This window comes from Sediminitomix flava (assembly GCF_003149185.1).
In the GTDB taxonomy this organism is placed as follows: Bacteria; Bacteroidota; Bacteroidia; order Cytophagales; family Flammeovirgaceae; genus Sediminitomix; species Sediminitomix flava.
Genome location: NZ_QGDO01000029.1, coordinates 1 through 1,863, shown reverse-complemented (window position 1 = coordinate 1,863; position 1,863 = coordinate 1). Strand labels below are relative to the sequence as shown.

Below are 1,863 nucleotides of genomic sequence, written 5' to 3'. Positions count from 1 at the left end.
GTTTGAATTAGTATGAATAAGGTTATTAATAATTTCATGTTTAAAGTTTGATGTTAATTAACTCAATATCAATAATATATTATTGCACATAACGACTCGGGCATGGTGTCGCAGGCAGATTGCGTCGCAATGCTGACTGTGCAATATGCCCCTTGTTATGGGTGTGGTTTATTAATACTTACAAATAGAAAATGGATAATTAATATTATCACCTATTACTTTAGGTTCTTGATCTTTATCAATTTCCCTTGCTAATTTCACAACATATGGCGCAACATATTCTGTAATAGTATCAGATATACCTAAACACCTACCATAATTATTAGTGTGATTATGCCAATTATGCCCAACAGTCAATAATGTAGAAGAGAAATAGAACCCATATGCACTTTGATCATTTGAACATGACATACAAATTGCAATTCCGTCATCAGTATCCTGTAAATACCTCTCAAATCTTTCTCTAGCTTCCTCTCTAGTAATAGGTAATCTAAATACACCACCTTTTTTAAACTTAGTCACACTATCAAGATCTACAACAGGTAATTCACCTTCAATTATATTTCTGCAACTTTCAACTATGTAAAGTTGCTTTTGTGCCCCAATAGAAAGTTGTCCAGGAAAAATTATTTCATTGTTGTTTAATTTTAGAACATGCTTTTCGTCTTTTGTTCCACCGTGTCCTATTAAAACAACGATAACATAGCATGCATTTAATTTTGAAAGTTCAGATTCTATATTTTCCAAACGTTGCTCTTTATATTCAAGTATATCTTCGCCTTCAAAAGCACCACCAGCAATACTCATAAAATACTTTTTATAAAGAGAAGTAAAATAATCAAATCTCTTACCTTCTTCTACATTATTAGGATGACCTACAATTAATATTACCTTTTTTTCCATAAAATTGAATTAAAATAAAAGAGCTACAGAAATACTTGCTCAACGATTAATTACCCATAACGACTCGGGCATGGTGTCGCAGGCGGATTGCGTCGCATGACGACTGTGCAATATGCCCTTTGTTAGAGCTATTTTTTTACTGGTTTATATTCTTCTAATGCAAGTGCTCGTAATCTTTGTCCTTTTTTAAGAGCTTGAAACTCTTTAGTCATTTCTTCAAAAAGATTAAAGCCATTTTCCAGAGCAAAATATTTCACCTCTGTTTTCTTACCAACTTGTCCTCTATATTTTTTGTAATATTCATAAGGGTTCATTCCTTTTTCATTCATCCAATAGATTGATAAAAAGCGATTAATGGCCTCTGAACATTGACTTCGCCAAAATCCTAAATGCTTGATATCATTAAAATCTCTTGAATACATTCGCTTATTCATGAAATTATGAATTATAGACTCCTGCCCTCCAGATTCTATTCTACTTCTAACATCGTCTTTAGTATCAGTAAAACCTCTTCCTCCTATATAATCTGGTAAAATAAAATCTTCTTCAGTTAATTCGCTTTCTCCTATATACTTCCAACTATCTCTTCCTCTCAAGACAGGTCTAAAAAACATGTTTGGAGGTGAGGTAATAAGGTCATCAGTCTCAAAAAGTGATGGAGTAAAATCTTTTTTTAAACTAGTGTCAGAATAGATATTGTAAATTTTAATAATAAAATGATCAAACTCTATTTCATGACCTAACTGATCTGAAAATAGCATCTTTACATAACCAAAGCCTATACCTCCATCTAATTCGACTTCAAATACAGCCCCATTTTTCAAATTCTTTGCTGTTGACATTTTTAGTTAGCTTAATTAGCTCTAACGACTCGGGCATGGTGTCGCAGGCGGATTGCGTCGCAGAACGCCTGTGCAATATGCCCCTTGTTATGTTTTTTATGTTCCTTGGATAAAATAG

2 protein-coding genes are annotated in these 1,863 nt (G+C 32.9%); both read right to left on the bottom strand.

What is annotated here, in order from left to right; translation table 11 throughout:
* Positions 1-171: 171 nt before the first annotated feature.
* Positions 172-903 carry a hypothetical protein gene (locus tag BC781_RS25320; RefSeq protein WP_109623352.1) on the bottom strand — a complete coding sequence of 244 codons (732 nt, stop codon included), beginning with the start codon at positions 901-903 and terminating at the stop codon, positions 172-174.
* A gap of 128 nt (positions 904-1,031) precedes the next feature.
* Entirely contained in the window at positions 1,032-1,745 is a 714-nt protein-coding gene (locus BC781_RS25315) for an Imm26 family immunity protein (protein WP_109623350.1), read from the bottom strand.
* Positions 1,746-1,863: the final 118 nt, after the last annotated feature.

Coding starts and splice junctions, on each gene's coding strand:
- BC781_RS25320 (WP_109623352.1), bottom strand. CDS start 903: ATGGAAAAAAAGGTAATATTAATTGTAGGTCATCCTAATAATGTAGAA.
- BC781_RS25315 (WP_109623350.1), bottom strand. CDS start 1,745: ATGTCAACAGCAAAGAATTTGAAAAATGGGGCTGTATTTGAAGTCGAA.